Origin of the sequence: Pseudomonas sp. BNK-44-b, from assembly GCF_047456245.1 — a bacterium.
GTDB classification, from domain to species: Bacteria; Pseudomonadota; Gammaproteobacteria; order Pseudomonadales; family Pseudomonadaceae; genus Aquipseudomonas; species Aquipseudomonas machongensis.
This window is the reverse complement of sequence record NZ_CP179908.1, coordinates 5,492,985-5,519,716: the sequence shown is the minus strand read 5'-3', so window position 1 is coordinate 5,519,716 and position 26,732 is coordinate 5,492,985. Positions and strand designations below refer to the sequence as shown.

Genomic DNA, 26,732 nt, shown 5'->3' with positions numbered 1-26,732 from the left:
GCAAGCGCGATCCCACAGGGAGCGGACTTGCCCGCGAAGAAGCCGACACACCCGCTACAGGATCACCCCTTGCGCGTGGTCCGACTCAACTGCCCATCCACCCCCACCGGCACCTCACCGGCCAGGGTCACCCGCCGCACGATCCGCGGCTGGGTGCCGTAATCGTCCACCGCATAGTGCTGCGTCGCGCGGTTATCCCAGATCGCCACGTCCCCCGCCTGCCAGCGCCAGCGCACGGTGTTCTCCAGACGCGTCACATGCCCCTGCAGCAAGTTGAACAGGTGGTTCGAATCCGCCTGTGAATACCCCTTGATGCGCTTGACGAAGTGCCCCAGCTGCAACACCCGTTCACCGCTGATCGGGTGCACGCGCACCAGCGGATGCTCGGTCTCGTACACGGTCGAGGTGAACACCTTGCGATAGCGCTCCAGCCGCTCGGGGTCCACATCCGGCTTGGCGCCGGCATAGTCGTACTCGTTGCTGTGCACGGCCCAGAGCTTGTCGGCCAGCTCGCGCAGTGGTTCAGGCAGCTCTTGATAGGCGCTCGCGGTGTTGGCCCAGACCGTGTCGCCACCGGAGGCTGGCGCCACCACGCTGCGCAGGATCGACGCCTTGGGGTAGGCGTCGACGAAGGTCACGTCGGTGTGCCAGGAGTTGGCGCGCTGGCCCTCGGCACCGTCGAGCTGCAACAGGTAGCGGGTGCCATCGACCACCGGCACGGTGGGGTGGGCGATCGGCTCGCCGAGCCGCTTGGCGAAGGCTTCCTGGCCCTGGTCGTCGAGGTGGGTCTGGTTACGGAAGAAGATCACCTTGTACCGCACCAGCGCCGCCTGGAGGGCGTCGACGGTGGCAGTGTCCAGATCAGCGGACAGCTTCAGGTTGCGGATTTCGGCACCGATGCGGCCGGCGACCGGATGGATATCGAGTTCCAGGGCTTGTGGCGCGGCGGCCAATGCGGCGTTGCTCATGTCGTGCTCCTTACGATGGATTCAGCGGGCGGCCTGGACGGCCTGTTCCTGTTGCAGGGCGGTATCGATGAAACGGGGGTCGATCCAGTCGGATACCTGGAAGCTGCGGCGAATCAGGCGCTCCTTGGCGGCAAGGTCGACGCCCTGCTGCAGCAGGCCGACAAATTCGCCATCCAGGCGCGGATCGAAATAGTGGGCGAGGTTTTCCTGGGCCAGGTCGTCGCTGAGCACGCTGCGCGGCCAGTTGGCGGTGCTCGACACCAGATCCAGGTACGCCTCGCGGTTGCGCTCGTCACGCAGCCAGTTCACCGCCTGCTGCTGGGTGCTGACCAGGCGCTGGACCAGGTCCGGGTGCTGGCGGATGAACTCGCCCGTGCCTACCAGTACCGACTGGGTACTGCCAGCGCCTTTGAGATCGCGCGAGTTGACCGGCAGCTCGACCAGCCCGCGGTCACGCAGCGACAGCAGGTTCGACAGGCCCCAGGTGGCGTCGATCTGCTTGGCGGCGAGCGCCGCGTTGGACGCGTTGAAGTCCAGGTTGATGACTTTCAGGTCGCGCTCCGAGAGGCCCTGGCTGGCCAGGGCGCTGGCAAACGACAGCTGGTTGGCGGTGCCACGGAACACCGCCACGCGCTTGCCCTTCAGATCCGCCAGGCTGCGGATGCCGGAGCCCGGCACCACCCCCAGGTAGCTCTTCACCCCACGCACCCCGGCCGCCAGCACATGGGTGTCCAGGCCGCTGGACTTGCCGATGATCGCGGCCAGGTCGCCCAGGTAGGCGAAGTCTGCCTGGCCGTTGGCCAGAGCTTCGTTGACTGCAGGCCCGGCACCCTTGAAGAAGCGCCAGTCGATGCGAATGCCATCCTGGGCGAAGGCTTTTTCCAGCAATTGCTGATCACGCAGCACATCGACCACGCCCCCGGCGCTGGGTTTGCTGCCAGCGCTCAGGTCAGGCACGGCGATACGGATGACCTCGGCCCTGGTGCTGTCAGCGGCCTGAGCGGCCAGCGGCAGGACGCTGCACAGCGCGGCGAGCAATAGGTGGCGGAACGGGGTTTTCATGGCATGGCTCCTTGGCAGGCTGCCGCCGGCGATGTCCGGCGCGTTGGCCAAACGCTAGGCCGCCTCGCTTAGAACCGGCAAAGACCGAAAACTCATGCTCAAGTAACCGAAAGCTATAAATGAGCAAAGACGCGGCTCTGCGCCCGGCTTGCGCAGGACGCATCGCAAATATGAGCAAAACGCAATGTCCGGGGGCTTCCCGATGCACAGGATGCATGCTCTTATTTCTTTGATATTGGCATTGAATATTTTTTATTCCTTTAGCGCATAAGCTTGAAACGCTTCAAGAGAGGGATCGATGAGCGAGAGCACGACAGCGTTGAGCCAGGGCGGTTGGCGGATATCCTTCGCGAGGCGCGGCTGGGCAGACAAGGCGATCCCTTGGGTGATCCCGGTCGCCGTGGCGCTTTTGTGGTGGGTGGCCAGCCAGCGGCACTGGATGAGCGAGCAGATCCTGCCGGCTCCGTCATTGGTCTGGCAGACGGCCCTGGAGTACGGCTCGGGCGAGCTCTGGGGCCACCTGTGGATAAGCCTGCAGCGCCTGCTCTGGGGTCTGCTCGCCGGGATCGTCAGCGGCCTGTTGCTCGGCACCTGGCTGGGCAGCTCCCGCCGCGCCCAAACCTTGATGCTACCAACCTTCATCGCCCTCGCGCAGATCCCGACACTGGCCTGGATCCCGCTGTTCATGCTGTTCTTCGGCATCGGTGAATGGCTCAAGCTGGTGGTGCTGGTCAAGGCCGTGGTGGTACCGGTCACCCTGCACACACTGGTCGGTATACGCGACGCCCAGCCCCGGCTGCGCGAGGCCGCCGCCGTGCTGCGCCTGCCGCCACACCTGTTGTTCCTGCGGCTGTTGCTGCCCGCCGCCCTGCCCGCGTTCCTGGCCGGCGTGCGCCTGGGCCTGGCAACCGGCTGGACCTCATTGCTGGCAGTGGAACTGCTGGCCTCCAGTGAAGGCATCGGTTACCTGATGGTCTGGGGCCGGCAGTTGTTCATGCTCGACCTGGTGTTTCTCTGCATCCTGCTGATCGGTGTGGTCGGGGCCGGCATGGAACACGGCTTCTCGCACCTGGAGCGCCGGCTGCTGTACTGGCCGCAATCGGCGACCGGCGAACAACGCCTGCGTGATACCTCGCGCGCCTGGCAGGGATGGCTGCTGCCGCTGGCGTTGCTGGCGTTGTGGCAGGCCAGCAACAGTTTCGGTTGGGTCGACGGCAATATCCTCACCTCACCGCTCGAGGTGCTGCGCAGCCTGATTGGCGGCCTGTTCGATGGCTCGCTCCCCGACGCCATGGCGCGCAGCCTGCAGCGCACCCTGCTCGGCCTGCTGCTCGGCGGGGGCGCAGGCTTTGCCGTGGGCCTGGTGCTGGGATTGTCGCGCACCGGCGAGCGCCTGTTCGGGCCAAGCCTGTCGGCGCTGCGCCAGGTCGCGCTGTTCGCCTGGGTGCCGCTGCTGACCGCCTGGTTCGGCCTGGGTGAAGGGTCGAAGCTGGTGTTCGTCGGGCTGGCAGCGTTCTTCCCGTTGCTGATCGCCACCCAGCGTGGCATCGCCAGCCTGTCGCCGCAGCTTGGGGAAGCGGCACGCACACTGCGCCTGGACCTGCCCCATCGCCTGCGCCTGCTGGTGTTGCCCGGCGCCGCCCCGGCTATTTTCGCCGGCCTGCGCCTGTCGTTGATCTACGCCTGGCTGGGCACCATCGGCGCGGAATACTTCATGCCTTCGGACGGCGGTATCGCCAGCCTGATGCTGGGCGCTCAACAGCTGTTTCGCATGGACCAGGTGATGGCCGCGATGGTGCTGATCGGCCTGGTCGGTGCCCTGCTCGGCAACCTCGGACAACGCCTCGAATCGCGCGCCACGCGCTGGAGAACCGCATGAACGCCTTCAACACCTCGGCCCTGCACGCCGCCAATCAACCCGACGCCACCCCGCCGCTGGTCAGCTTCGAAAACGTCGGTAAGACCTTCAGCGTCGACGGCCAACCGTTCGAAGCCATTCGCGGCTTCGACCTGTCGATCAACGAAGGTGAATTCATCGCCATCGTGGGCGCCTCTGGCTGCGGCAAGTCCACCCTGTTGCGCCTGCTGGTGGGGCTGGACAACGACTTCAACGGCAGCATCCGTATCGACGGCCAGCCGGTGACCGGCATCGGTGGTGAACGCGGCATCGTGTTCCAGGAGCATCGCCTGTTCCCTTGGCTGACGGTCGAGCAGAACATCGCCCTGGGCCTGGTCAACGACCCGCTCACCCAGGGCGAGCGCGCGCGCAAGGTGCATGAGTTCGTGCAACTGGTGGGGCTGACGGGGTTCGAGTCGGCCTATCCGCACCAGCTATCCGGAGGCATGGCACAGCGCGTGGCGATCGCCCGCGGGCTGGTGGCAAGCCCGCGCATCCTGCTGCTGGACGAGCCCTTCGGCGCACTGGATGCCTTGACCCGGCAGCAGTTGCAGGACGAATTGCTGGCGATTCGCGAACGGTCGGGGGTGACCATCTTGCTGGTCACCCATGATGCCGAAGAAGCCACGTATCTGGCCGACCGAGTGGTGGTGCTGGAGCCACGGCCAGGGCGGATCAAGGCGGTGGTCGAGATCGAGCTGCCGCATCCGCGCTTGCGCACGGGCGTGGCCTTGCACGGCCTGCGGGAAAAGGTGCTGCAGCAGATCACCGGAGCGGGTGACCACCTGAGGCCCGCGCCGAGCCGGGTGGAGGGGTTGCGGCCGGAGCTGATTGCGCTGTGAGTGCTTCGCGGGTAAGCCTGCTCTTGGAGGCTTGGGTTCGCGTGCAGCTTCTGTGGGAGCGGGCTTGCCCGCGAAGCAGCCTGCCCGGTCACTGCAGCTCGCGCAAATACGCCCAGGGATAGATCCCTCGATCATGCCCATCGCTGAACATCAGTTGCAGGCCATATCCCTGCAGCTCGATGCGCTCTATCCGCACACCTTCCGCCACCAGGCTGATACCCCCGCGCAATCGCGCCGCACGGCACTGCGAGCAAGGGCAGGCACCGCGCAGGCGAGCATGGCTGATCACCTGGCGCACCTCGCCCCATTGCAGCGCCAGCTCGCCCTCGCTGCGCTGGTTCGACACGCCACTGGGCACATCCATCACGCCACACCCTGCAACTGCGCCAGGGCGATACGTATTGCCTTGCGCACTTCGGGGTCGCTGTCGTCTTCGCCCCCCCGCAGCACCGCCAAAGCCCGCGCATCGCCCAGCTCGCCCAGGGCCAGGGCTGCCTCCTTGCGCAGGTTGGCGATGCCATGGCCGAGCAGCACGGCCAAGCCATCCAGCGCTGGGCGGTGGCGCAGGCGGCCAAGCGCCCGGGCGGCCCGCAGACGCACTTGCCAATAGCTGTCATTCAACGCGGCAATCAGTGCATTGCCCGCCTCCGCCTCGCCCACCTTGCCCAAGGTCGTGGCAGCTTCTTCGCGCACCTGCCAGGCGGGGTCGCCCAGCGCGGCAATCAACGCCGGCAATACACTGCCGTCACGGGCCAGGCCCAGCGCGCCGATGGCCGCGCGGCGCACGTCGGTATCCACCTCTTCACCAGCCAGCCGCGCCAAGGCCGGCAAGGCTGGCTCATGCTTGAGCCAGCCAAGAATCCCCACCGCCTCACGGCGCACCGCTGCCTCGCCATCGCCCAGCGCCAGCAACGCAGGTGCGGCAGCTTCTTCCAGGCGCAACTCGCGCAGGGCGCGCAGGGCACTGGCACGCACGAAAGGCTCGGCGTGGTTGACCCACGGCAAGATCAACAGCCCTGCCTCCAAGCTCTTAAGCTCACTCAAGCTCTGCGCCGCCGCCAGGCGCACGGGTTCGGCGGCATCGGCCAACGCCGCACACAGGGCCTGCACCACTTCGGGTTCCTCCCAGGCCTCCAGCAGGCGCGCGGCCTCGGCGCGCACTTCGGCGTGGGTGTCGACCAGCAGCGCATCGGTCAGCCAAGGCAGGCTTTCGGGGTCTTCGAGATCGGCCAGCTCGATCAGCGCGATGCGCCGTACGCCAGCGTCGCCATCGCCCAAGCGTGGCAGCAGGTCGAGGATGTCGGGGTTGTCGGTGATTCGATCAGTCATAGGGCGATCCGTAGCGCAGGAGGGTCGGAGTCGGGCAGGCCCAACGGTGTCAGGCGCGGCAGTTCGCGGCCTTCTTCATGGCGCAGCAGCGCCAGGCAGTGACGCTTGAGGTGGGTGAACGCCGGGCTGGTCAGCAGGCTCGCGCGACGCGGGCGGGCGAAGTCCAGCCGCAGGTCTTCGATGAAGCGCCCAGGGCGCGGGCTCATCACCAGGATGCGGTCGGCCAGGAACAGCGCTTCGTCGATATCGTGGGTAACGAACACCACGGTGGTGCGGATGCGCGTCCAGATATCCAGCAGCAACTCCTGCATGCGCGAGCGGGTCTGTGCGTCGAGGGCACCGAAGGGTTCGTCCATCAACAGCAGGCGCGGATGGTTGATCAGCACCCGGGCAATCTCGGCCCGTTGCTGCATGCCGCCAGACAACTGGCTGGGCCAACGCTCGGCGAAGTCGGCAAGCCCCACGAGTTGAAGCATTTCATGGGCGCGGCGCTGGCGTTCGGGCTTGGCCACCCCCTGCATCTTCAGGCCGAAAGCGACGTTGTCGAGCACGCTGCGCCAGGGCAGCAGGGTATGGTGCTGGAACACCATGCCGCGCTCGGGCGACGGGCCGTCGATGGGCTGGCCATCGACGTGCAACTGGCCGCCGGCCGGCATCAGGTGGCCGGCCAGGGCACCGAGCAGAGTAGACTTGCCACACCCGGAGGGGCCAAGGATGCACACGAATTCGCCCGGGGCGATGGTAAAATCCAGCGCCTGCACGGCCTCGAACGCCTCGCGGCCCTGCCCCAGACGTATCGACACGCCCTGCGCCTCGATACGCCCCGGCGTTGGCGCCTGTTGATAACGGCCCATCACGAACTCCTCCGCGCGCGGTACCAGGGCGTGGCCAGCGCACCGAGGCGCTTGACCAGGGCACTACTGCCCATGCCCAACAGGCCGATCAGCAACATCCCGACGATGATGTCCGGGTAGTTCTGCAAGGTGTAGGACTCCCAGGTGTAGTAACCAATGCCGAACTGCCCGGAGATCATCTCGGCGGTCACCAGGCAGAACCACGAGGTGCCCATGCCGATGGCCAGGCCCGTGACGATGCTTGGCAATGCACCAGGCAGCACCACTTCCCGCAGGATCGCCCAGCGCCCTGCTCCCAGGCTGCGCGCCGAGGCGACCAGCCGTGGGTCGACCGCCTCGACGCCATGCACGGTGTTGAGCAGGATCGGGAACAACGCGCCGGTGAAGGTGATGAACACCATCGACAGCTCCGAGGACGGAAACATCAGGATCGCCAGGGGAATCCACGCCACCGCCGGGATCGGCCGCAGCACTTCCAGCGGCGGTAGCAGGGTGTCTTCGGCCCATTTCGAGCGACCGATCAACAGCCCCAACACCACCCCCAGCACTGCTGCGGCCAGATAGCCAGCGAATACCCGCGACAGGCTGCTACCCAGGTGCGCCAGCAGCGCATTGGAGGCCAGCAGCTGCCAGGCCGCATCGAGCACCGCGCCGGGCGTCGGCACATAGGTGAAGGTGAACAGGCCGAAGTTCAGCTTGTGGCTGGCCGCCACCTGCCAGAACAGCAGGCAGGCCAGCAACGAAGCCAGGCGCAACGGCCAGCGCGCGAGGGAACGGCTCATGTGGATTCTCCCGGCTCCATTCACTCAGCGCTGAGCGATAAGCTTGCGGTTGGCGTCACCGAAGTCCAGCGCTTCGCCGCCGTGGGCCTTGGCGTACTGCTCGGCCTGGTCCTTGAGCAGGAAGGCTGACAGCTCGCCCTTGGCGTTGCGCACGAACCACGCCTGGTTGGCCAACAGCTTGATGCCGCTGTCGGCGGCCTGGGCGTAAATCGCGCGGATATCCTTGCCCTCCTGCTCGAGCTGGGCGAGGGCGGTAAGGGCGGCTTCCGGCGAGGCGTAATGACGGACCTTGTCCTCGCCGCGCACCCAGATCTGCGCCAGGCGGCTGAAGTCGGTGATCGGCTTGCCGGTCAAGGCGTCATTGGCATTCAACGGCGATGGGGCATAGTTCTTGAGTGCCTTGTCGTAGTCCAGGCCAGCCTGCTTGAAAGCGGCGCGGAGGTACTGGTCGTCGATGAAGCGGTCGGTGTCCAGGCCGCGATCGGTCTTTTTCAGCAGCTTGAGGGTGTCGATCGAGGTGGCGACGGCCTGGCGATACTCGGGCTTCCAGGTCAGATCGCGGGTCTGCAGGCCGAGGGGGCCGTGGAACAGGTAATTGACCTCGGCCTCGATGCCGGTGACCTTCTCGATCAGCTCGCTGTATTTTTCAGGTTCGGCCGCGATCAGGCGATCGGCTTCAAGGCTGGCGCGCAGGTAGGCGGTGACCACCTCCGGGTATTTCTTCGCATAGTCCGCATCGACCAGTGCGCCGTGGAAGGTCGGCGCGTTGGCCTGGGAGCCGTCGTAGATCTTGCGAGCGAAGCCGCGGTTGGGAAACAGCTCGGCAAAGGGCACGAAATCGGCGTGGGCTTCAATGCGGTTGCTGCGCAGGGCAGAACCTGCAATTTCCGGGGCCTGGGCGATGATCCGCACATCCTTCTGCGGGTCCCAGCCCTGGGCGGCGATGGCGCGCAGCAGCATGCCGTGGGCGGTGGAGGCGAAGGGCACGGAGATGGTCTGGCCCTTGAGTTCGGCCAGCGACTGCACGCTGGAGGCGGCGGGTACCACGATGCCGTTGCCGCTGCCATGCACGCTGCCCGACAGCACGCTGATGAACAGGCTGCGCTTGCCGGCATCGAGGTGGGCGACGCCGTTGAACGAGCCGGGGAAGTCGGCCATGGCGCCGAAGTCGAGCTTGCCGGCGACCATCTCGTTGGTCAGCGGCGCGCCGCTGGTGAAGTTCTTCCACTCGACCTGGTAGGTCGCGTCCTTGTACTTGCCGTCGTGGGGCAGGTACTTCTCCAACAGGCCCAGCTCACGGATCAGCAGGCCGCCAGTGGCGCAGTTGATGGTGGTGTCCTGGGTGCCGATGGCCACACGGATGGTTTCGGCGCTGGCGTTCAGGCCAGTGATCGCCAGCGCGAGGCCGGCCACGGTTGCTGCAAGGCGCATGGGTGTTTCCCCTCGAATCGTCTAGGTATTGGAATCGTCTCCGCCACCAGGCTTGGGTGGTGGGAAACGAGGGGCATTGCAAAGGGGCGTCCGGTGGTTCGCCGGATGGCGGGGGTGTTTTCAGCGCAGCAGGTAGGGGATATCCACCTTCACGGCGCCGGTCGGGCAGTCTTTTTCGCAGGGCATGCAGTACCAGCACTCGTCGAAGGCCATGTAGGCCTTCTGCGTGGCTGGGTTGATGGCCAAGAGGTCCATCGGGCACACCTCGACGCAGACGGTGCAGCCTTTTTCGGCGATGCACTTGTCTTCGTCGATGGTGACCGGGGCGCTGCTGCGAAAGAAGATTTCCTGGGGTTGGTAGGCCATTTCACGGGGTCCTCGGGGCCTTTGGCCCTCTATCTCTGTAACGGTGTCCACGGCCCCCTGTAGGAGCGGGCTTGCCCGCGAAGAAGTCACCGCGGGTATGGCCAGGGCTTCGCCCTGGTTCGCGGGCAAGCCCGCTCCCACAGGGTTTGCGGCGCTCTAAGCGGCGTCGGCCTTCACCCGCAGTCGGTCGTAGGCACTCTGCTCCTCGGCATCCAGGGCAATCAGGTACGGCTCCACCGGCTTCTTGAAGCTGGTCATCTCGCCGTCCTCACCCTTCTTCAGATGGCAGTGGCAGAACCACTCGGCATCGTTGCGCTCGGGGAAATCGACCCGGTGGTGGTACAGCCCCCAGCGGCTCTCCTGGCGGAACAACGAGGCCCGCGCCGCCATCTCGGCGCAGTCGCGGATCACGCTCACTTCCATGGCTCGCATCAGTTCATGGGGGTTGCTGGCCTTCATCTGCTCGAGGTCGCGCTCGATCTCGGCGAAACGGGTCAGGCCGATCTCCATTTTCTTGGTCACTTTCGGCGGCTGCAGGTAGTCGTTGACCATGCGCCGCAGCTTGTACTCGACCTGCGCCGGCGGCAGGCCGTGCTCGCGCTGCAGCGGCGCGAACACCCGCGCCTGCTCGCGCTCGACCTGGGCCACATCGACCTCGGCCAGCTCGCGCCCGGCGACGTAACGCGCGGCATTGATCCCGGCGAACCAGCCGTAGGTGAAGGCACCGAGCATGTAGTTGTGCGGCACCGCTGCCATGTCACCGGCGGCATACAGGCCCTTGACGCTGGTCTCGGCCTTCTCGTTGACCCACACCCCCGAGGCCGAATGCCCGGAGCAGAAACCGATTTCGGAGATGTGCATCTCGACCATGTGCTGGCGATAGTCGGTGCCGCGCCCGGCATGGAACTGGCCACGGCTGGGGCGCTCGTTGCTGTGCAGGATCTCTTCGATGTTCTGGATGGTTTCCTCGGCCAGGTGATCGAGCTTGAGGAACACCGGGCCGTTACCGCCTTCGAGCTCCTGGTGGAACTCCCACATCATCTGCCCGCTCCAGTAGTCGCACTCGATGAAGCGCTCGCCCTTGCTGTTGGCGGTGTAGCCGCCCAGGGGGCCGGTGACGTAGGCGCAGGCAGGGCCGTTGTAGTCCTTGATCAGCGGGTTGATCTGGAAGCACTCGAGATTCGCCAGCTCAGCACCGGCGTGATAGGCCATGGCATAGCCGTCGCCGGCGTTGGTCGGGTTCTCGTAGGTGCCCATCAGGTAGCCCGACGAGGGCAGCCCGAGGCGCCCGGCCGCGCCGCAGGCGAGGATCACCGCCTTGGCACGGACCACGCGGAATTCACCGCTGCGGCAATCGAAGCCCAGCACTCCAGCCGCAGCGCCTTCAGCGTCAAGCAGCACGCGGGTGCAGACCATGCGGTTGCTGATCTCCACACGTGCGCGCTTGAGCTGGCGGTACAGCACCTTCTTGATGTCGTGGCCTTCGGGCATCGGCAGCACGTAGGCGCCCATGTGGTGGACCTTCTTCACCGCGTAGTCGCCGGTCTCGTCCTTCTCGAACTTCACGCCCCAGCGGTCGAGCTGCTCGATGGTCTCGAAGCTCTTGGTGGCATAGGCGTGCACCGTGGCCTGGTTGACGATGCCATCGTTGGCGACGGTGATTTCCTTGGTGTACTGCTCAGGGGTGGCGTGGCCGGGAATGATCGCGTTGTTCAGGCCATCCATGCCCATGCTGATGGCGCCACTGCGCTTGACGTTGGCCTTGTCGAGCAACAGCACGCGCAAGGACTTGTCGTGCTCCTTGGCCTTGATCGCCGCCATCGGCCCGGCGGTGCCGCCGCCGATGACGATGATGTCGTAGTCCTGGGTCTGGATGCTCATGCCTTGCCCCCTTTCTGGCGGTCGATGCGCAGGCGGTACTGGAAGGCATCGCCGCGGTAATAGAGGTGTTCGAAGTCCAGCGGCGTGCCGTCGGCGGCGTGGGTCAGGCGCTCGATGCGCATGATCGGCGAGCCCTCTTCCACTTCCAGCGCCTGGGTCAGGTCGCTGTCGGCGAGTACCGCGTCGATGGCAAGGTCGGCATGGCCCAGGGCGATGCCGCAGTCGTTTTCCAGCAGCAGGAAGATGTCGCGGGTGACCAGGTCGGCCTTTTCCAGCTTTTCGCCGACATGCTTGGGCAGCCAGGTCAGCTCCAGCGAGATCGGCTCGCGGTTGATCAGCCGCACCCGGCGAATCTCGGTGACCAGGCTGCCCTCCTCGACCTGCAAGCGCGCCGCCACCAGCGCAGTGGCCGGCACATGGCGAAAGCTGCGCAGGCGGTTGAGCACTTCATAGCCCATCTGCGTCATCGACTCGGCAAGGCCCTGCAGGGTGCTGACGTTCTGGAACGCCTTGGGCTTGGCGACGAAGGTGCCCTTGCCATGGATCTTGAAGATCAGCCCCTCTTTCTGCAGATCACCCAGCGCCTGGCGCACGGTGATACGACTGACCCCGAACGCCTTGCCCAGCTCGCTTTCCGACGGCATGCGGCTGTGCGGCGGGTAGGTGCCATCAAGGATGCGCTCGCGCAGCAGTTCCTTGAGCTGGGTGTAGAGCGGTACCGGGGACAGGGGGAGCAGTTCGGCCATGGGTCTCTTCGCTAGTCGGCTGACTTGTTATAACAAGTTGTGACCAGAGGATAGGGGTATAAGTGGGATTGGGGGAAATATCGATATGGCATATGGATAGTTTGGATCGTGATGTGCTGGAAAGACTCACGAAAATTTCCACCCCAGAAACGAAAAAACCGGCTCGAGGCCGGTTTTTTCACCTCAACGGCCAGCGAACTTAATCGCTGCGTACGAGGCTGAGTAGTACTGCGATAATCGGTCATCCGAGAAGGAATTTCGAGCTTTCTTTTGCATTTTTCGACAATGAAGCCTGGCCCTGGGCAAGTCCTACATCAGATTTTCCCCATTGCGCGTAGTCCATTTCCCAAAGACACTTTTGCCGCACTCAAGCCATTGCGAGAGGCCTACGGCGCGCCCTAGGCTCGCCCGGTCGTTGCCAAATCAACGATCGGGTTTAGCCACTCGGATCAAAGACGGTCGCACCTCGCCTCCACTATTCCAGAGTATTGCTCTGGTGCTTCATGGCGGCTGTGCGTGGGGCACCTTCGGGTGCGCCGGGTGCCGTCTTCCCGGTTGGCTAACCCGCGTACAGCTGCCACCTATTCGTTTAGCCACGGATCTGCGGCAGCTCTAACAAGACGGAGCTGTAGCCATGAAAAAACGCGTCCCCGACCCACCCCGCCTCACCCCCATCACCAATCCCGCCTTCTCCATCCAAACCGACATGATCGCCCCCGACGCCCTGGCCCACGCCAGCGCACTGCTGCTCGGCGTTGCCGAAACCATCGACGAGCATTGCCGCGCCTGCGCCGGTGCGCCCGGCCTGAACATGCTGGCCAACGCTGCCCAAAGCGCCGAAACCGCGCGGGCACTGGTTGAACATGCCTTGAACCGGATCTGAGGGAATGTCCATGGACGATCAATCGAATCACTACACCACTGCCGGCATCGCCACATTCCTGGACATGTTCAGGGTGCAGCCCGGCGTACCGCTGGAACGGGTGCTGGAGGAAGTCTCGGTCGTGCTCGGCTGCATCCGTGACCTGAGCGACCAGGAAGACGCGCGCCCTGCCGCAGTAACGGCACTGCACTACCTCAGCGCCCTGGCCAAGGGGTTGATGAATGATCTGGAGATAGCGCGCAACAGCGTGCATTGAGCCATCCAGTACTCTGGTGACCTCTTCGCGGGTTTGCCCGCGAAGCAGGCAGCGCCGGTCCCCCGGGAAAAACACCCACGGATCAAGGCGATGGACGCCACCGGCGCAGATGGGTATCATTGCGCCGCGTTGCACTCGTAGCTCAGCTGGATAGAGTACTGCCCTCCGAAGGCAGGGGTCGTGGGTTCGAATCCCGCCGAGTGCGCCATCTCCGAAAGCCCCGGGAAATCTCCCGGGGCTTTTTCGTTTGTGCGCCATGTCGCGTCCCGCCACTCCCCCGACACCGTCCATTGGTGTTAGCGTGGGCATGTTTCCTACCAATGGACATCCCTTTCAAACCCTTCGCGAAGGAATGCGCTTACCCATGCCCTTGCCCAAGCTTTCTGCCGTCTCCGTAATGCTCGCCAGCCTTGCGCTGTTCGCCATCCCAGCCCACGCCAACCTCAACCCGCAACAGTCTGCCGCCATCCTCAAGGCCTACGATGGCAGCGACCCGGCCGACTTCAAGCAATTCATCGACAAGCTGGCCAACAGCGAACTGGCCAAGGCCGACAAGCTCGACGAAACCCTCAAGGCCTATCTCGCCGGCAAACCGCTCGCCGCCGAGCAGCAGAACGAAATCAACCGCCTGCTGGGCCTGTACACCCGCATCAAGTACGGCAAGGCCGCCACCCAGACCCTGCGCGAGCTGGTAGAGATCCCGACCTTCCAGGTCGAGGGCCTGCCACAGCATGAGAACCCCGAGTTCCACAAGATCGCCGACAAGATCAAGGCACTGGCCGAAAGCTTCGGCCTTGAGTTCCGCAACATCGACAACCGCGTCTACGAGATCACCCTCGGCGAAGGCAAGGAAGTGATCGGCATCCATGCCCACGCCGACGTGGTGCCGGTCAATCTGGACAACTGGAAGCTGGAGGACGGCACGCGCCTCGATCCGTTCAAGGTCACCCTGGTGGGTGATCGCATGTACGGCCGTGGCACCGAGGATGACAAGAACGGTATCGTCGTCGCGCTCTACGCACTGAAGGTCGCCAAGGACGAGAAGCTGCCACTGGCGCGTCAGTTCAAGCTGTTGGTGGATACCACCGAAGAAACCTCCGGCGACGCCATTCCCTACTACTTCGCCCGCAACGCCACACCGGACTACAACCTGGCGCTGGATGGCGGCTACCCGGTGGTGATCGCCGAGAAGGGCTATGGCACCGTCATGGCCAGCTTCAGCAAGCGCGCGGGTGAAGGCAAGGGCGCAGAGGTGATCAACCTGACAGGCGGCCTGGCCACCAACCAGATCCCCACCACCTCGGTGGCGACGCTGATCGGTGACCATCCGGCCGATCTGGCCCGGCGTCTGAAAAAGGCTGGCAACGAGTACCGCAAGGCCAACGGCAAGGACTTCAAGATCGACACCGTGGTCTCCGGCAAGCAGGTGATCCTGACCGTGACCGGCGTCTCCGCGCACTCCTCCTCGCCACAGTCAGGGGTCAACCCGGTGGCACGCATGCTCGACTTCCTCAACGGCCTGGGCGATCGCGTGCCGCTCAAGCACAACCACATCACCGATGCCGCCCGCTACGCCGCCGACAACTGGGGGCTGGACTATCTGGGCACCAAACTGGGGGTCGGTTTCAAGGACGATTTCATGGGGCCGCTGACCGCCTCGCTGACCTACGTCGGCCTGGACCAGAAAGCCCTGAAGCTGGCGGTGAACCTGCGCATCCCGAAAGGCAAGCCGATCGACACGATCAAGGACGAATTGGCTGACAAGCTCGGTGATTGGGCGCGTACCAGCCACACCTCGGTGGCCTTCGAGTACACCCTGGACGAGCCGATGTACCGCAACCCCGAAGGCGAGTGGGTGAAGGCGCTGCTGGATGTGGCCACCGAGAATCTCGGCCTGCCCCATGAGTTCGGCACCTCTGCTGGCGCCACCTCGGTGCACGACTTGCCCAACGGCGTACAGTTCGGCCTGTCGATGCCCGGCGTGAAGTACACCGGCCACAACGACAATGAGTTCAAGACCGTGGAGCAGTTCATGCTCGACCTGCAGGTGATCAGCGAGATGGTCGCGCGGATCGGGCAAATGCCCAAGCTCTGAGCGAATCCCGGCGAGGGCCGCCCGTCGGCCCTCGTGCGCTGCGACCAATGACGTTTTTCAATCGCCTCGATGCCGTTTCCTGCATTGCCGTGCAGAGCGCGGTCCCGGATGCTTTATTTAATCCAGGACAGCGCTTTTTCCACCCACGAGGCCCTCATGAAGAACGTCGAACAGATACTCAAGACCAAGTCCCAGCACCAGACCGTCTACACCATCGGGCCTGACGACTCGGTGCTCGACGCGCTGAAGCTGCTGGCAGAAAAGAACATCGGCGCGCTGCCCGTGGTGGAGAACAAACAAGTGGTGGGCATCGTCAGCGAACGCGACTATGCGCGCAAGCTGGTGCTCAAGGGCCGCTCGTCGGCAGCCACGCCCGTACGCGAGATCATGAGTTCGCCGGTGGTCACCGTCGATCCCAAGCAGAACCTCGAGTACTGCATGAACCTGATGACCAACCGTCACCTGCGCCACCTGCCGGTGGTCGACAATGGCCAACTGCTGGGCCTGCTGTCGATCGGCGACCTGGTCAAGGAAACCATTGCAGAACAGGCCAACCTGATCCTGCAACTGGAACAGTACATCCGCGGCGAATGAGCCGCCGGTTCAGTGGTAGGCGCGCTCCAGCTCGTCCAGCTGATGGTCGAAGCTGCGCAGACGCGCCGACCAGGTGTACACCAACACCTCCAGGTCACGATTGAGCACCGCGGTATTACCACCGTCACGCCCCTGCGGGTCGCACAGGTCGAGCTGATACCGCTCGCGCGCCATGGCCGTGGCCACGCTCGACAGGTCGCGGGCATTGGCCAGCCAGTGGTGATGGTGATCGTGCACCTCCCGGTCCAGCGCTCGACATTGGCGCTTGAGCGCGTCAAGGCACTGATCCAGCGGCGTGCCCTTGAGCTCGCCCATGACCTCCTCGAAGGTGCGTCCGGAATGCCAGTAGCTGCCCCAGAAATAGCGGTCGAACACCGTCTCGACCCGACGCAGGGCGACCTTGGTGTTCCAGATGGCCACCAGCGTTCGGCCCTGGGCCACTTCACGCTTGTTCAGGTGCAACTGCTGCCAGGCGATCCACGCCAGGCCGCAGAGGGCCACCGCCGCGGTGACCGCAGCGGCGGCATACAGGAACTGCACCGCCTGGTTCATCTGATGGGTGTGCCGGATACCGTAGAAGTAGCCAGCCGTCAGGGTGCCCAGGATCATCACGGTGCACCAGAAGCCTGGTGCGTAGGGATCTTTCATCGCGCTATCCCCTTATTGTTTTCCTGAGCATAGCAACGCTGAAATCAACCATCAGGTGCCGCTCGGCGCTTTATTGCTTGCGTGGGTGCAGCGCCTCGTTCAGTTGATCGATCATGACTATCCAATCGGAATCGGCGATGTAGTTTTCCTTGAGGAACGCGCGCTGGGAATCGTTCCAGAACGGCGCATCCACCAGTTTCACGCCATCGTCCAGCGGCGAGTGGGTAGTGATGAAACGGTCGATCTCGACCGGGTCGTCATCAAGGCCCAGTTGCTTGAAGATTTCAGAGAACGGATGAATCGGTGCGTCCATGGTGCATGCCTCCGGCTTGGCCTGGTTTGAATTGCCTACCACTAGACAGCGTAGACCCCACCCTGACTCGATCGAATGCGCTGCACCATGAAAAAAGGGGCCGCTGTGGGCCCCTTCATGGCATGACCGGACGATCAGATCGGCGCGCGACGCAAGGTGGCGAGGAAGGTCGCCGCACCGATGAACAGCCCCGCGAAGGTACGGTTCAGGCGCTTCTGCTGTTTCGGCGTGCGCAACAGGCGCAGCACCCGCGAGGCCAAGCCGGTATAACCTGCCATCACCAGCATGTCGACGCTGATCATGGTCGCGGTGATCGCCAGGTATTGCGCCAGCAGTGGCTGGTGCGGGTCGATGAACTGCGGCAACACCGCGAGCATGAACACCAGCGCCTTGGGGTTGCTGACGTTGACCAGAAAGCCCCGGAACACCAGGCTCAATGGCTTGCCGATGGGGCGCACGGCAGACTCTTCGCTCATGTCCATCGGCAGCGCACGCCATTGCCGGTACGCCAGGTACACGAGGTAGGCGACACCGAACCACTTGATGATCTGGAAGGCAGTAGCCGATGCGGCGAGGATCGCGCCGACACCGGCGGCGATGATGGCGATCTGCACGATCAGGCCCAGTTGCAGGCCCAGGGCGTTCCAGTAGCCACGCCAGAAACCGTATTGCAGGCCGCTGGACATCGAGGCGATGGCCCCGGCCCCCGGCGACAGGCTGATGACCCAGCACGCGGCAAAGAAGGCCAACCAGGTTTCCATCGACATCACACACCTCGCTCGAACGAATGTTGCAAAACGTTAAGCTAAGGTTTTGGTGAAAAAATAACCAGTGGAATTTGTGGCGAGGCCCTGGTTTTTTCTGTGCCTTTGCCGGCCCCGCGACAGGGTTGGCAGAGGTTCAATCAGTCTCGGCCGATGTACCGTTGTTGGCGCCCTGCACCTCAGTCCCCCGCCAGCGTCGCACCGACTTCTGGAAGAACTGACTGTTGGGCACCTGCACCAGCGCCCCACCCGCCTCCGGCGTTTCCATCAGCGTGGTGTACAGCAGGTTGATAGCGATCACCCGCCCCTTCACTCCCGGCTTGTCGAGGGTATCGACCAGCTCGACCACGTCGCCAATGCGAAACGGCCCGACGGTGAAGATCAGCACCGCGCACAGCAGGTTCGACAGCACGCTCCAGATCGCGAAGAACGCCACCGCCGCCACCGCGACGAAGCCCGACAGCGCCGTCCACAACACCGTGGCCGACACGCCCATGCGCTCCAGCACGAACAGCAGCGCACTGCCCATGATCAGCCAGCGTAAACCGCCGCGCACCGGCACCAACAGCTCCGGCGGCAGCGGGTAGCGCTGGCCGAGACGGCTCAAGGTGCGGGCGACAACGCGCTGCAGCACGAAGGCCAGCGCCAGGATCAGCAGGATCTGCAAGCCCAGCCAGAACGCATCCATCCATTGCCCCGGCAACAGCGAGCGCAGCGCCTCCATCAGGACAGCGTCTCCAGCTCGGCCTGCATGCTTTCCAGCGTTTCCAGCGCCTCCATCCAGGCCTCTTCAAGCTCGCCTTCGCGCTGCTTGAGCTTGGTCTGGCGAGCCAGCAGGTCGCGCAGCTCATCCTTGCGGGCGGCGTCGTAGAGGCCACTGTCGCCCAGCGCGGTCTCGATCTCGGCCAGTTGCGCGTGCACCTGGCCCAGTTCGGTCTCCAGCTTGTCGGCGGCCTTCTTGTGCGGTGCCAGTTGCTGACGCAGGGCGGCGGCGGCCTGGCGCTGGGCCTTCTTGTCGGTCTTGTCCGGGTTGACCGGCGTGTTGCTGACCGGGGCCGTGCGCTGGCGGTAGTCGATCAGCCAGCGGCTGTAGTCGTCCAGGTCGCCATCGAAGGTGTCGACCTTGCCATCGGCCACCAGCAGGAAGTCGTTGGTGGTGCTCTTGAGCAGGTGACGGTCGTGGGACACGACCACCACGGCACCGGCGAACTCCTGCAACGCCATGGTCAGGGCCAGGCGCATCTCCAGATCGAGGTGGTTGGTCGGTTCGTCGAGCAGCAGCAGGTTCGGCCGCTCCCAGGCGATCAGTGCCAGGGCCAGGCGGGCCTTCTCGCCACCGGAGAAGTTGACCACCGGCTCGTCGATGCGATCGCCACGGAAGTCGAAGCCGCCGAGGAAGTCGCGCAGAGTCTGCTCGCGCTCTGCCGGGGCGAGGCGCTGCAGATGCAGCAGCGGGCTGGCCTTGTCGTCCAGCGAGTCGAGCTGATGCTGGGCGAAGTAGCCGACAGCGAGGTTCTCGCCACGCGCCAGGCGCCCGGACAGCGGTTCGAGTTCGCCGGCCAGGTTCTTGATCAAGGTGGACTTGCCGGCACCATTCGGGCCGAGCAGGCCGATGCGCGCACCGGGGGTGAGTTGCAGCTTGACCTTCTCGAGAATGGTCTTGTCGCCATAACCCAGGCGTCCTTCGGCGAGGTCGAGCAGGGGGCTGGAGATCTTGTGGGCTTCGCGGAAGACGAAGTCGAACGGCGAGTCGACATGCGCCGCCGACAGCTCCTCCATGCGTTCCAGGGCCTTGATCCGGCTCTGCGCCTGGCGGGCCTTGGTGGCCTGGGCCTTGAAGCGGGCGATGTACTTTTCCATGTGCGCGCGCTGCGCCTGCTGCTTCTCGTAAGCCTGTTGCTGCTGCGCCAGACGCTCGGCGCGGGTGCGCTCGAAGGCGCTGTAGCCGCCGTTGTAGAGATTGAGCTTGCGCTGTTCGACATGCAGCACATGGTCGACCACGGCATCGAGGAAGTCGCGGTCGTGGGAGATCAGCAGCAGCGTGCCCGGATAACCCTTGAGCCAGTCTTCGAGCCAGAGGATCGCGTCGAGGTCCAGGTGGTTGGTGGGCTCGTCGAGCAACAGCAGGTCGGACGGGCACATCAGCGCCTGGGCCAGGTTCAGACGCATCCGCCAGCCACCGGAGAAGTCGCCGACGCGGCGGTCCATCTGCTCGGCGGTGAAGCCCAGCCCGGCCAGCAGTTTGCGGGCGCGGGCGTCGGCGGTGTAACCGTCGGCGCTGTCCAGCTCACTGTGCAGGCGCGCCAGCGCCGTGCCGTCATGGGCCTGCTCGGCAGCGGCCAGGTCAGCCTGAACCTTGCGCAGGCGCAGGTCGCCGTCGAGCACATAGTCCACCGCCAGGCGATCGAGGGTGTCGACCTCCTGGCGCATGTGAGCGATGCGCCAATCGGCGGGGATCTGGCAATCGCCGGCGTCGGGCGACAACTCACCGCGCAGCAGGGCGAACAGGCTGGATTTGCCGGCACCGTTGGCGCCGATGAGGCCGGCCTTGTGACCGGTGTGCAGGGTCATCTCGGCGCCTTCTAGCAAGCGCTGAGGACCACGCTGTAAAGTGAGGTTGGATAGTCTGATCATGATGGTCGCGGAGTCTATCAGCTTCCGGGTGGCCCACACAGGCCACTCGATCATTGGCGCGAGTCGAATCATGCACAGCGAATTATGGAACCACGCCCTGGCCCTCTACGGCCGTCCAGGGGTCGAGAATGCCTGCCTGACCTTGCAGGCCTTGGGCGGCGATGTCTGCCTCCTGCTGTGCGGCACCTGGCTGCAGGCACGGCGGGTAGCCCCCGATGCGCGGCGGGTGGAAGCCCTACGGCAACTGGCCGGCCCCTGGCAGCAAGAGGTGGTTACACCCTTGCGCACGCTGCGTCAGGCGTGGCGTGCACAGGCACAAGGCGATCCGCACCTGGCGGCATTACGGGAGCAGGTGAAAGGCCTGGAGCTGGAGGCGGAGCGAACCTTGCTGGCGCGGTTGCAGATGTGCGCCGCAAAGTGGTCGGCGAGCCCGGACGGACACGCCGACGATTGGCTGGAGCGGCTAGCGCCGGACCAGGCCCGTGACCACGACGCGCTGCATCAGCTGCGCGCCGCGGCCAGAGCGCTTCAGGACGCCGAAGACGGCGACTGAGCCGGGGTGCTGGCCGGAGCCGATGGCGCTGGAGAAGCCGGAGTGCTGCTGGCAGCAGGAGCTGCGGGCTTGGCTTCGACAGGCTTGGCAGGAGCCTTGGTGGCAGCTGGCTTGGCGGCAGGTTTCGCAGCAGGTTTGGCTGCTGGTTTCGCAGCCGGTTTTGCCGCTGCTGGCTTCACGGCAGGTTTGGCTGCCGCTGGCTTGGCTGCTGGTTTAGCTGCTGGTTTGGCAGCCGTTGCAGGCTTGGCTGCAACCGGCTTGGCGGCGGCTTTGGCTGGAGCTTTGGCAGCAGCGGGCTTGGCAGCAGGTTTAGCGGCTGCCGGTTTGGCTGCTGGTTTGGCGGCAACCGGCTTGGCAGCAGCTGGCTTGGTCGCAGGTTTGGCCGCAGCTGCTTTGGCTGCTGGCTTGGCCGGGGCCTTGGCAGCCGCAGGTTTGGCAGCGGATTTGGCAGCAGCAGGTTTGGCCGCAGCGGTTTTCGCAGCAGGCTTGGCGGCTACCGCTTTGGCTGGAGCCTTGGCAGCGGCCGGTTTGGCGGCGGCTTTAGCAGCAGGCTTGGCAGCGGCGGTTTTCACGGGTGCCTTGGCGGCGGGCTTGGCAGCAGGAGCCTTGGTGGCAGGCTTGGCGGCCGCGACCTTGGTGGCAGGTTTTGCAGCAGGTTTTGCAGCAGGTTTTGCAGCAGCCTTGGTCGCAGGCTTGGCTGCCGCACGCAGGCCGAGTGCCTTGCCAGCGGCTTCACGCACCTTGCCAACACCCTGGGCCAGTTTCAGGCTCTCCTGGGCATCACGCTTGAGTTGCTGAATATAGGTACGCGTCTGGGTCTGGCGATCTTTCAGCGAATCGAGAAGTGCTTCAAGTTCACCGACTGCCCCTTGGGCCTTGCTTTGTGCCTTGGCCTTGCCGGCCTTGGCAGAGTCCTGCAACTTCAGGCGGGCATTGTGCAGTTTCTCCTGCGCCTTGCCGCGTTGTTTTTCCAACTTGGCGAGCAGTTTCTCTGCATCCGCCAGCGCTTGCGAGCAAGCCTCTTCCAGATGTTCGAGCAGGCTACCGGAAAGTTGCTGGAGCAGATGCAACGGCGTACTGACGGGCTTCTTTTTGGCCGACATGGCTTACCTCCTGGCTGACGAGATTGCGGCTCATACTATGCTTCTGCTGCTACCGCCGCTAGGGCATGTTGACAGTATTGTTTGCGCCGCGTTGCATGCCTGGGCAAAGTTGTTATCTTGCAGCTCGGTGCAAGTGTAGTAGTCGATTAAATGATTGCTGACATTTACACATTGGCCGACAACAAAGGCTGGCATACTTCGCCTTCATCGCCGCAGGAGTTGCCCGTGCCTCGTTATCTGATTCTCGGCTTGAGCCTGTTGGCAGCCTCTGCCCTGGCCGCCCCTCAAACGCCCCCCGCCAATGACCAGGACCTGGCCTACAGCCTGGGCGCAAGCCTTGGAGAACGCCTGCGCCAGGAGATGCCCGACCTGCAGCTCGATGCTCTGGTCGAGGGTCTGCGCCAGGCCTACCAAGGCCAGCCGCCGCGCATCGACAAGACGCGCATGCAGGCGATCCTCCAACAGCATGACGAGCAAGCCAACGCTGCCGCACAGCAGGCGCAGGTCGACAAGCTGCTGGTCGCAGAAAAACGCTTCATGGCCAACGAGCGCGCCCGCAGCGGCGTGCACGAACTGCCCGAGGGCGTGCTCTACAGCGAGCTGGCCAGCGGCAGCGGCGCGCAACCCAAGGCGGGTGGGAAAGTGCAGGTTCGGTATGTCGGCAAGCTGCCGGACGGCTCGGTGTTCGACCAGAGCCAGCAACCGCAGTGGTTCAGCCTGGACTCGGTGATCGAAGGATGGCAGGTGGCATTGCCACACATGAAGACAGGCGCCAAGTGGCGGCTGGTGATTCCGTCGGCGCAGGCTTATGGCGCCGATGGGGCGGGCGACCTGATCGCGCCCTATACCCCGCTGGTATTCGAGATCGAACTGCTGGCAGTTGGCGACTGAGACAGGCCGTCAGGCCTGTACCGCATCCTCTTCCTTGTGCGCGTTGTGCAGCACTTCGATCAGGCAGTCTTCGAGCTCGAAGCGTTCATGCAACAGGCTGCCCAGCTTGCCGAGCTTATCGGCGAAACGCTCGGTATCCGTGCACTCGCCTTTCTCGCAATGGTCATTGAAAGCCAGAGCGATCTGGGTGATGTCATTGATCCGGGGGTTGATTTCCTCGGCCAGCTTGAGCGCCTGCTCGTCGCCGAAAGCCTTTGCTTCAGTGGCCAACTGCTCGCTGACCTCGAAATGCCAGGCCGACACGTAGTCGACCAGGACCGCGCAGAAGTCGCGGTTCTTGTCCTTGTCGGCGAAGGCTGGCTTGGCATCGCGCAGTGCGCGGAAGGCCTGCACCAGTTCATGACGCTCCTTCAGCCAACGGTCGATCAGCTTGTGAACCCCGCCCCATCGTTCCTGGGCGTTCTGGCAACTATCGAGCATGGCAGTCTCATCCCTAGCTGGGCAGATGCCGCTGCACCTCGCGTCACAACTGCGCGACACAAAGGTGACATCCGCAGAGCGGCATCGAACCGTATGTTTTCAATGTGCGTGCAGGGGAGATTATTCCCGCGCGTGCTGACCATCAAGGTACGCAGTGGACTAAGTTCATACAAGCGTTTGATGCCCATGCACGGGACCATTGGTCGCGCAATTGCGCTGGGTCAACTGCCGCCAGGGTTGCGGAAACGATACGCCAGCAGGTAGTACAAGGGCAGCGCCGTCAGCAGCAGGAAGGCCATCAGGCTCCATTCGGGGAGCGTGAGGTCGAGGAAGCTCCAGCTGATCGAAACACATTCGGAGCCGCCGATCAGCAGACGCTCCAACGCCTCTGGCCAGGAGCGCTGGAGTGTATGCGCGAAAGGTTCGGGGGTAACCGCCAGCCACTCACCTTGCAGCCACACCTGTCGTGACGCCAGGGCGACACCGGCACAGGAAAAACCACCTGCCAGCCACGCATAGACACGCATGCCGGCTGCGCCCGGGGCATGCAGCATGGCGCACAGGCAGACCAGGGCGTAGAGCCCCAGCAACAGGCGCTGGGTCAGGCACAGGGGGCACGGAACCAGGCCGAGCCAGTTCTCAAGCAAACTCGCCCCGCTCAAGGTGGCGAGCGAGGCGAAGAAGGCTGCAAAGAACAAGGAGCGCGAGCGAGCCAGCGACATGAGTGATGGAAATCCCGGAAGAGCAGTAGGGGCTTGAAACGGTAGAGGAAAGAGGATCACTGTTTCAAGTTACTACAGCTGGGACAAGTCGCTGATTCAAAGGGAAAGTTTACGGATCTTGGTAGGAGATATCCGAAGCTTCGCCACTGGGCAGATACCGTCCTACCACTGCCACGGGAAATAGCCCATTGAATGTGCCCGATCGCAACACCAGGCAGCAGGTGCTGCCTGGTGTTGCGATCGGGCTACGCACTGGCCCAGGCGAGCTCAGGAAGCGTGCACACCCTCAGGCAACGGCAAGGCCAGCAAGCGCTCGTCCAGTAGGCCAAGGCCCTCCTGGAACAGCTGGTTGCTGCGCTCGGTCTCGCCCAACCCAGCCAACAACCGCGCAAGCTCGGCGCAGGTTTCCGGGTTGCGCTCCATGCGCAGGCTGCTTTCGAGGTAGTCGCGCGCCTTGCCCCATAGGCGGTTCTGCAGGCTCAGGCGACCCAGGGTAAGCAGCAAGCTGGGGTCTTGGGGATGATCCTTGAGCCAGCCTTCGGCGGTCTGCAATTGGCGCGCCGGGTCATCGCCGCGCACCAGGCCATAAAGGCGCGCCAGGTGGCTTTCGAACTGACGCTTCAGCGCAGTACGCAGCACCTGCTCGGCTTCACCCTGGGCGCCGACCTGGCGCAGTTGCTCGGCATAGGCCAGCACCAGTTGCGGCTCCTGGCGCTGGGCCGAGGTGAGCTGTTGCCAGGCGCGCTCCAGCGACTGGCGGGCGGCTTGAGCGTCCTCGCCCCGGGTTGCGGCCAGCGTCAGGTTCTGGCCCCAGGCACGCTGCTCCAGCTCGGCCAGCTCGTTGCCCGGCAGCACCTTGCCCTTGCGCAGGTCCGGCAGCAGGCGGATCAACGCCGGCCAATCACCGCGCTCGCGGTGCAACCGCTGGAGCAAACGCAGCACCTGAGCGTTGTGCGGATGCCGTGCCTGCATCGCCAGCAGGGTTTCCAAGGCACCGTCACCGTCGCCGCGGTCCATCTGCAACTGCGCATGGGTCAGGGCGATACCCAGCTCCGCCTGGGGCTGACGCTCCAAGGCGCGCTCGAGCAGGTTGTCGCTGTCTTCGGTGCGCCCCTGCTCGTTGGCCGCGCGGGCGGCGCCGAGATAGTACAGCAAGGGTTGACGCTCGGCTTCGGCGGCGCGGTGCAGGTGGCGCTGAGCGCTGGCCCAACGACCTTCGGCGAGGTCCAGTTGGCCCTGCTCGATGGCGATACGCACACGTCGGCTGCGATTGCGTCGCGACCAAGGGTTGACCACCCCGCTGGAGGCCAGCACCAGGCCGACCAGGTAACGCAGCAACAGCAGCGCCAGCACCAGCACCACCAGTGCCGCGAGCGCCGCCCACAGCCCTGACTGGTAACGGAAGCCGCCATAGGCGATCAGCACATAGCCACTGTGCTTGGCGATGGCAACGCCCAAGGCCGCGGCGATGACGATCGCCACCACCGCCAGCAGGTAGACACGCTTCATGGCTTGCCCCCTTCGCCTTCGGCCGGCAGATGGCGCCGCTGGATATAGGCCTGCACAGCGGCGAGGCTTTCGCTCAGGTCAGGCAGGACCACCGAGACGGGCTGTTCAGCCAGTGCATTGAGGCTGTCGAGCATGGCCTTGCTTTGCGGGTTGTCCGGGTTGAAGTTGGCCAGCAGCACGCTGCGCGCATCGTCCAGCGCCTGGCTGTAAACCTTGGCCTGGCCATTGAGCGCCGCCCACTGGGCCTGCTCGATGGTGAGGCTCAATGCGAGGCGCAGCTGGTTGAGCGATTGCCCGGCCAGCAACGGGCGTACGTTCTGGTCAGCGTCGAAATCGATCTGGAAGTACTTGGAAATCTCTGCCCACCACCGGGACAGGCGGCTTGCACCATCGCCGTCGGCGGTCAGCGCACCCAGGGCGTCGGCATCGCTGTTGAATTCAGGCGACTGGGCACTCAGTTGCTGTACCTGCTCGCGCTGGGCGGCGAGCTTGAGGAACAATCCGGTACGGTCGGGTTGCTGGGTGCTGTTGAGCGTCGCCAGGCTGCGCGCCAGTTGCTCGCGCGCCGCGAAGGCGCCCGGGTCGCTCTGCTCGCGCAGGATCTCGTCGGCACCTTCGACCAACGCCTTGGCACTGGCGATATCCTGCAGCGCCGACAGGCGCAGGGTGGCCAGGCGCAACAGATGCTCGGCCTCGGCCAGACGCCACTCCTTGCGGCTTTCGCCAAGCACGGTTTCCAGGCGCTGGCTGAGCCTTTGCTGGTCACTCTGCAACTGTGCCACCAAGCGGCGGCGGTCTTCGAGTTCGCTGGCTGCGGGCAAGGTCGCGAGTTGCGAGCCGAATTGCTGCTGGCGTTGTTGCAGCGCTTCGGCGCGCTGGTTCAGCGCCTCGATATGCTCGCCCTGACCCTGCTCGCTGCCTTGCAGTTGGCGCACCTGCCATGCGCCCCAGCCACCGACGGCCACACCGGCGGCGCCGATCAACAGCGCCAGCAGGGCCAGGCCATTGCCGGCGCGCTTGGCCGGCTGCTCGACGGGAGTCTGCGGCGCATCGATCGCCGAAGGTTGTTCGTTGTTGGACAAGACAGTCTCGCTCACGTATCCATCCTTTGCATGGGGGCGTCGCCGCA

At 64.6% G+C, this 26,732-nt stretch carries 28 protein-coding genes and 1 tRNA gene; 9 read left to right on the top strand and 20 right to left on the bottom strand.

The annotated features are described in order from the left end of the window. Positions 1-62: 62 nt before the first annotated feature. Both ACMGGG_RS25065 and ACMGGG_RS25060 read right to left on the bottom strand, forming a co-directional pair. Positions 63-968 carry a TauD/TfdA dioxygenase family protein gene (locus tag ACMGGG_RS25065; RefSeq protein WP_054891639.1) on the bottom strand — a complete coding sequence of 302 codons (906 nt, stop codon included), beginning with the start codon at positions 966-968 and terminating at the stop codon, positions 63-65. A 21-nt stretch (positions 969-989) separates the two neighbouring features. Further along, on the bottom strand, positions 990-2,030 hold the full coding sequence (locus ACMGGG_RS25060; RefSeq protein ID WP_414154610.1) for an ABC transporter substrate-binding protein: 1,041 nt from the start codon (positions 2,028-2,030) through the stop codon (positions 990-992). Between the two features lie 298 nt (positions 2,031-2,328). On the opposite strand from ACMGGG_RS25060, the gene ACMGGG_RS25055 reads away from it, so the two are divergent. Both ACMGGG_RS25055 and ACMGGG_RS25050 read left to right on the top strand, forming a co-directional pair. Further along, positions 2,329-3,909 carry an ABC transporter permease gene (locus tag ACMGGG_RS25055; RefSeq protein ID WP_414154609.1) on the top strand — a complete coding sequence of 527 codons (1,581 nt, stop codon included), beginning with the start codon at positions 2,329-2,331 and terminating at the stop codon, positions 3,907-3,909. Continuing rightward, positions 3,906-4,769, top strand: a complete 864-nt coding sequence (locus ACMGGG_RS25050; RefSeq protein ID WP_200603132.1) for an ABC transporter ATP-binding protein — start codon at positions 3,906-3,908, stop codon at positions 4,767-4,769. Before ACMGGG_RS25055 ends, ACMGGG_RS25050 begins: the two co-directional genes overlap by 4 nt. Before the next feature lie 88 nt (positions 4,770-4,857). Here ACMGGG_RS25050 and ACMGGG_RS25045 read toward each other — a convergent pair whose 3' ends face one another. From ACMGGG_RS25045 to ACMGGG_RS25010, 8 genes are all read right to left on the bottom strand, one after another. Beyond that, complete coding sequence (locus tag ACMGGG_RS25045; RefSeq protein ID WP_054891636.1) at positions 4,858-5,133, bottom strand: DUF971 domain-containing protein; 276 nt, start codon at positions 5,131-5,133, stop codon at positions 4,858-4,860. Continuing rightward, entirely contained in the window at positions 5,133-6,098 is a 966-nt protein-coding gene (locus ACMGGG_RS25040) for a HEAT repeat domain-containing protein (protein WP_414154608.1), read from the bottom strand. The genes ACMGGG_RS25045 and ACMGGG_RS25040 overlap by 1 nt, the downstream gene beginning before the upstream one ends. Then, positions 6,095-6,952, bottom strand: a complete 858-nt coding sequence (locus tag ACMGGG_RS25035) for an ABC transporter ATP-binding protein (RefSeq protein ID WP_414154607.1) — start codon at positions 6,950-6,952, stop codon at positions 6,095-6,097. Before ACMGGG_RS25035 ends, ACMGGG_RS25040 begins: the two co-directional genes overlap by 4 nt. Next, positions 6,952-7,734 carry an ABC transporter permease gene (locus ACMGGG_RS25030; RefSeq protein WP_065861707.1) on the bottom strand — a complete coding sequence of 261 codons (783 nt, stop codon included), beginning with the start codon at positions 7,732-7,734 and terminating at the stop codon, positions 6,952-6,954. The genes ACMGGG_RS25035 and ACMGGG_RS25030 overlap by 1 nt, the downstream gene beginning before the upstream one ends. A 24-nt stretch (positions 7,735-7,758) precedes the next feature. Next, a complete protein-coding gene (locus tag ACMGGG_RS25025) occupies positions 7,759-9,165 on the bottom strand; it encodes an ABC transporter substrate-binding protein (RefSeq protein ID WP_063542164.1) in 1,407 nt (468 codons plus the stop codon). Positions 9,166-9,285: 120 nt separating this feature from the next. Beyond that, the gene (locus tag ACMGGG_RS25020) at positions 9,286-9,531 is read right to left on the bottom strand and encodes a ferredoxin family protein (RefSeq protein ID WP_008096634.1); all 246 of its coding nucleotides are present in this window, start codon (positions 9,529-9,531) and stop codon (positions 9,286-9,288) included. A gap of 156 nt (positions 9,532-9,687) precedes the next feature. After that, on the bottom strand, positions 9,688-11,412 hold the full coding sequence (locus tag ACMGGG_RS25015) for a fumarate reductase/succinate dehydrogenase flavoprotein subunit (RefSeq protein WP_054891631.1): 1,725 nt from the start codon (positions 11,410-11,412) through the stop codon (positions 9,688-9,690). Beyond that, complete coding sequence (locus ACMGGG_RS25010) at positions 11,409-12,158, bottom strand: GntR family transcriptional regulator (RefSeq protein WP_054891630.1); 750 nt, start codon at positions 12,156-12,158, stop codon at positions 11,409-11,411. The genes ACMGGG_RS25015 and ACMGGG_RS25010 overlap by 4 nt, the downstream gene beginning before the upstream one ends. A gap of 634 nt (positions 12,159-12,792) precedes the next feature. Between ACMGGG_RS25010 and ACMGGG_RS25005 the strand changes: the two genes are divergently transcribed. The 5 genes from ACMGGG_RS25005 to ACMGGG_RS24985 all read left to right on the top strand — a co-directional run bounded on the left by ACMGGG_RS25005 (position 12,793) and on the right by ACMGGG_RS24985 (position 15,986). Beyond that, a complete protein-coding gene (locus ACMGGG_RS25005) occupies positions 12,793-13,041 on the top strand; it encodes a hypothetical protein (RefSeq protein ID WP_414154606.1) in 249 nt (82 codons plus the stop codon). A gap of 10 nt (positions 13,042-13,051) precedes the next feature. Then, entirely contained in the window at positions 13,052-13,297 is a 246-nt protein-coding gene (locus tag ACMGGG_RS25000) for a DUF3077 domain-containing protein (RefSeq protein WP_153772492.1), read from the top strand. Between the two features lie 131 nt (positions 13,298-13,428). Then, positions 13,429-13,505: transfer RNA gene (locus ACMGGG_RS24995), tRNA-Arg, on the top strand. 156 nt (positions 13,506-13,661) lie between these two features. Further along, positions 13,662-15,392: a dipeptidase gene (locus tag ACMGGG_RS24990; RefSeq protein ID WP_414154605.1), complete on the top strand. Its 1,731-nt coding sequence runs from the start codon at positions 13,662-13,664 to the stop codon at positions 15,390-15,392. A 156-nt stretch (positions 15,393-15,548) separates the two neighbouring features. After that, on the top strand, positions 15,549-15,986 hold the full coding sequence (locus tag ACMGGG_RS24985) for a CBS domain-containing protein (protein ID WP_054891626.1): 438 nt from the start codon (positions 15,549-15,551) through the stop codon (positions 15,984-15,986). A 9-nt stretch (positions 15,987-15,995) separates the two neighbouring features. On the opposite strand, the gene ACMGGG_RS24980 is transcribed toward ACMGGG_RS24985, so the two are convergent. From ACMGGG_RS24980 to ACMGGG_RS24960, 5 genes are all read right to left on the bottom strand, one after another. Next, positions 15,996-16,634, bottom strand: coding sequence for a hypothetical protein (locus ACMGGG_RS24980; RefSeq protein ID WP_054891625.1), 639 nt, complete (start codon positions 16,632-16,634; stop codon positions 15,996-15,998). A gap of 70 nt (positions 16,635-16,704) precedes the next feature. Beyond that, entirely contained in the window at positions 16,705-16,947 is a 243-nt protein-coding gene (locus ACMGGG_RS24975; protein WP_054891624.1) for a DUF2789 domain-containing protein, read from the bottom strand. A 134-nt stretch (positions 16,948-17,081) separates the two neighbouring features. Further along, the gene (locus tag ACMGGG_RS24970; protein WP_054891623.1) at positions 17,082-17,714 is read right to left on the bottom strand and encodes a LysE family transporter; all 633 of its coding nucleotides are present in this window, start codon (positions 17,712-17,714) and stop codon (positions 17,082-17,084) included. 133 nt (positions 17,715-17,847) lie between these two features. Next, on the bottom strand, positions 17,848-18,435 hold the full coding sequence (locus tag ACMGGG_RS24965) for a mechanosensitive ion channel domain-containing protein (RefSeq protein WP_063542150.1): 588 nt from the start codon (positions 18,433-18,435) through the stop codon (positions 17,848-17,850). Continuing rightward, a complete protein-coding gene (locus ACMGGG_RS24960; RefSeq protein ID WP_414154604.1) occupies positions 18,435-20,345 on the bottom strand; it encodes an ATP-binding cassette domain-containing protein in 1,911 nt (636 codons plus the stop codon). Before ACMGGG_RS24960 ends, ACMGGG_RS24965 begins: the two co-directional genes overlap by 1 nt. A gap of 70 nt (positions 20,346-20,415) precedes the next feature. On the opposite strand from ACMGGG_RS24960, the gene ACMGGG_RS24955 reads away from it, so the two are divergent. Next, positions 20,416-20,898: a TIGR02444 family protein gene (locus ACMGGG_RS24955; RefSeq protein ID WP_414154603.1), complete on the top strand. Its 483-nt coding sequence runs from the start codon at positions 20,416-20,418 to the stop codon at positions 20,896-20,898. On the opposite strand, the gene ACMGGG_RS24950 is transcribed toward ACMGGG_RS24955, so the two are convergent. Next, positions 20,874-22,001 (bottom strand): AlgP family protein, encoded by a 1,128-nt coding sequence (locus ACMGGG_RS24950; protein WP_414154602.1) that lies wholly within the window; start codon positions 21,999-22,001, stop codon positions 20,874-20,876. The two genes, ACMGGG_RS24955 and ACMGGG_RS24950, sit on opposite strands and share 25 nt — an antisense overlap. Positions 22,002-22,226: 225 nt before the next feature. On the opposite strand from ACMGGG_RS24950, the gene ACMGGG_RS24945 reads away from it, so the two are divergent. Further along, positions 22,227-22,892 (top strand): FKBP-type peptidyl-prolyl cis-trans isomerase, encoded by a 666-nt coding sequence (locus ACMGGG_RS24945; protein WP_414154601.1) that lies wholly within the window; start codon positions 22,227-22,229, stop codon positions 22,890-22,892. 9 nt (positions 22,893-22,901) lie between these two features. Here ACMGGG_RS24945 and rsd read toward each other — a convergent pair whose 3' ends face one another. From rsd to ACMGGG_RS24925, 4 genes are all read right to left on the bottom strand, one after another. Continuing rightward, positions 22,902-23,372: a sigma D regulator gene (gene rsd, locus ACMGGG_RS24940; RefSeq protein ID WP_414154600.1), complete on the bottom strand. Its 471-nt coding sequence runs from the start codon at positions 23,370-23,372 to the stop codon at positions 22,902-22,904. A 221-nt stretch (positions 23,373-23,593) separates the two neighbouring features. Beyond that, on the bottom strand, positions 23,594-24,094 hold the full coding sequence (locus ACMGGG_RS24935) for a disulfide bond formation protein B (RefSeq protein ID WP_153772498.1): 501 nt from the start codon (positions 24,092-24,094) through the stop codon (positions 23,594-23,596). A gap of 267 nt (positions 24,095-24,361) precedes the next feature. Then, positions 24,362-25,603, bottom strand: a complete 1,242-nt coding sequence (locus ACMGGG_RS24930) for a heme biosynthesis HemY N-terminal domain-containing protein (protein WP_414154599.1) — start codon at positions 25,601-25,603, stop codon at positions 24,362-24,364. Beyond that, positions 25,600-26,700, bottom strand: coding sequence for a uroporphyrinogen-III C-methyltransferase (locus ACMGGG_RS24925; RefSeq protein ID WP_414154598.1), 1,101 nt, complete (start codon positions 26,698-26,700; stop codon positions 25,600-25,602). Before ACMGGG_RS24925 ends, ACMGGG_RS24930 begins: the two co-directional genes overlap by 4 nt. Positions 26,701-26,732 lie beyond the last annotated feature (32 nt).